Source organism: Breznakia pachnodae, from assembly GCF_030814225.1.
In the GTDB taxonomy this organism is placed as follows: Bacteria; Bacillota_I; Bacilli_A; order Erysipelotrichales; family Erysipelotrichaceae; genus Breznakia; species Breznakia pachnodae.
In genome coordinates, this window is sequence record NZ_JAUSUR010000016.1 from 1 (window position 1) to 3,406 (window position 3,406).

A 3,406-nucleotide genomic window follows, 5' to 3' on the forward strand; every position below is an offset into this window, starting at 1 on the left:
TCTCTCTAATGTTTAACTGGCAATTTGCTATCTTCACTAGAGCGTGCCTAGCTATTGTCGCCGTAAAAGTGCTTAACTTCTGTGTTCGAAATGGGAACAGGTGTGACCACTTTGCCATCATCACCAGATCTGAAGGTAAATCCTTCAAAACTAAATAACAGTTAACTTCATTTTCAAATTGTTGTGTTTCATACAAAACCTATCTTTTCATTGTGATTAAGTCCTCGACCTATTAGTACTAGTCAACTCCATGTATCGCTACACTTCCATCTCTAGCCTATCAACCTTATCGTCTTTAAGGGGTCTTACTACTTACGTATGGGAAATCTCATCTTGGAGGAGGCTTCGCGCTTAGATGCCTTCAGCGCTTATCCTTTCCCTACTTAGCTACCCAGCTATGCCGTTGGCACGACAACTGGTGCACCAGAGGTAAGTCCATCCCGGTCCTCTCGTACTAAGGACAGCTCTCCTCAAATTTCCTACGCCCACAACAGATAGGGACCGAACTGTCTCACGACGTTCTGAACCCAGCTCGCGTACCGCTTTAATGGGCGGACAGCCCAACCCTTGGAACCGAATTCAGCTCCAGGATGCGATGAGCCGACATCGAGGTGCCAAACCTCGCCGTCGATGTGAACTCTTGGGCGAGATCAGCCTGTTATCCCCAGGGTAGCTTTTATCCGTTGAGCGACGGCCCTTCCATTCGGTACCGCCGGATCACTATTCCCGACTTTCGTCCCTGTTCGACTTGTAGGTCTCACAGTCAAGCATGCTTCTGCAATTGCACTCGTCGATTGATTTCCATCCAATCTGAGCATACCTTTGGGCGCCTCCGTTACTTTTTAGGAGGCGACCGCCCCAGTCAAACTGCCCACCTGACACGGTCCCTCTACCGGATAACGGTAGTAGGTTAGAATTTCAATTAAACAAGGGTGGTATCCCAACAGTGACTACACATACACTGGCGTGCATGCTTTAACGTCTCCCACCTATCCTGTACATGTTTAACTAAAATTCAATATCAAGCTACAGTAAAGCTCCATGGGGTCTTTCCGTCTAGTTGCGGGTAACCTGCATTTTCACAGGTACTAAGATTTCACCGAGTCTGCTGCCGAGACAGCGCCCAAATCGTTACTCCTTTCGTGCGGGTCAGAACTTACCTGACAAGGAATTTCGCTACCTTAGGACCGTTATAGTTACGGCCGCCGTTCACTGGGGCTTCAGTTCACTGCTTCGGATCTAGTCCTAACAGATTCCCTTAACCTTCCAGCACCGGGCAGGAGTCACCCCCTATACGTCGTCTTTCAACTTAGCAGAGAGCTGTGTTTTAGATAAACAGTCGCTTGGGCCTATTCACTGCGGCTCTATTTCTAGAGCGTCCCTTCTTGCGAACGTACGGGACCATTTTGCCGAGTTCCTTGGCAACAGTTCTCTCGCTCACCTCAGGCTTCTCGCCTTGCCCACCTGTGTCGGTTTCGGTACAGGCCGTCATGAAATATACTAGAAGCTTTTCTTGGAAGCTGGTATCGTGTACTTCTTTACTCGCCCGAAGGCTTTCTTTTCCCCATCACGCTTTTGCCTATCAGTATGCGGATTTTCCTACATACAAGCTACTTCGCTTAGACCACAATCCATTAAGTGGCATACATTAACCATCTCCGTCACTCCGTCATTTTCACGCGGGTACAGGAATATCAACCTGTTGTCCATCGACTACGCCTTTCGGCCTCATCTTAGGTCCTGACTTACCCAGGGCGGACGAACCTTCCCCTGGAAACCTTAGGCTATCGGTGTGCAGGATTCTCACCTGCATCTCGCTACTCACACCGGCATTCTCACTTCCATACTCTCCACCACTCCTCACGGTATGGCTTCAACGACGAATGGAACGCTCCTCTACCACTCATGCTCAAAGCATGAATCCACAGCTTCGGTATTATGCTTAGCCCCGGTACATTTTCGGCGCAGGGTCACTCGACTAGTGAGCTGTTACGCACTCTTTAAAGGATGGCTGCTTCTGAGCCAACCTCCTAGTTGTCTGTGCATCCCCACATCCTTTTCCACTTAGCATAAATTTTGGGACCTTAGCTGGTGATCTGGGCTGTTTCCCTTTTGACCATGGACCTTATCACCCACAGTCTGACTGCCGAATATATCGATATGGCATTCGTAGTTTGATTATAATCAGTACCCCGAGATGGGGCCATCATACATTCAGTGCTCTACCTCCATATGACTCTACTTCGACGCTAGCCCTAAAGCTATTTCGAGGAGAACCAGCTATATCTAGGTTCGATTGGAATTTCTCCGCTATCCACAACTCATCCGCTAGCTTTTCAACGATAGTCGGTTCGGTCCTCCATTGAGTTTCACCTCAACTTCAACCTGGTCATGGATAGATCACCTAGTTTCGGGTCTACCGCATCGTACTCTCGCCCTATTAAGACTCGCTTTCGCTTCGGCTCCGTATTTTCTACTTAACCTCGCACGATATGGTAACTCGCCGGTTCATTCTACAAAAGGCACGCCATCACCCTTTAACGGGCTCTGACTTCTTGTAAGCATACGGTTTCAGGTTCTATTTCACTCCCCTCCCGGGGTTCTTTTCACCTTTCCCTCACGGTACTGGTTCACTATCGGTCACTATGGAGTATTTAGCCTTACCAGATGGTCCTGGTTGATTCCGACAAGATTTCTCGTGTCTCGCCGTACTCAGGATACTGCTAGGTTTTACTTTGGTTTCGAATACGGGACTTGCACCCTCTTCGGTTGGCCTTTCAATGCCATTCTTCTACCATCATAAATACCACGTCGCAGTCCTACTACCCCGACTCATAGTCGGTTTGGGCTCCTCCCATTTCGCTCGCCGCTACTCTGGGAATCACTGTTGTTTTCTTTTCCTCTAGGTACTAAGATGTTTCAATTCCCTAGGTTGCTCTCTCATAAGCTATGTATTCACTTATGGATAACAGAACATTACTTCTGCTGGGTTCCCCCATTCGGATATCGCCGGATCGTTGTGTACTTACCACTCCCCGACGCGTTTCGCCGTTAGTTGCGTCCTTCTTCAGCTCATAGTGCCAAGGCATCCACCGTACGCCCTTATTAACTTAATCACTTACTAAAATTTTTGAATGTTTTTAATGTGTGTTTGTTTATAGCGTATTTCTATTTCGATAACTGTCTTGTTATTTTATTACTGTTTTTTTCTTCTCAATCTTCACTTAAAGTGATGATTGAAAAGAGACTGTTTTTCTCGATTTTTATCTTACAAACTATTCGAAAAGATCATGTTTTATATTCTTTTGATAACAATTCTTTTCTGATGTCTTCTGTTATTCAGTTTTCAAAGATCTAACTTCTTGTTTTTGAAAGGTTTAACCTCTCAAAACTAAATAGGAAACGG

The 3,406-nt window shown here is 46.7% G+C and carries 2 rRNA genes; both read right to left on the reverse strand.

Annotated features, from left to right (window positions below):
• Positions 1-14 precede the first annotated feature (14 nt).
• Positions 15-128, reverse strand: a 5S ribosomal RNA gene (gene rrf, locus J2S15_RS20235).
• An 84-nt stretch (positions 129-212) separates the two neighbouring features.
• Positions 213-3,116: ribosomal RNA gene (locus J2S15_RS20240) — 23S ribosomal RNA — on the reverse strand.
• Positions 3,117-3,406: the final 290 nt, after the last annotated feature.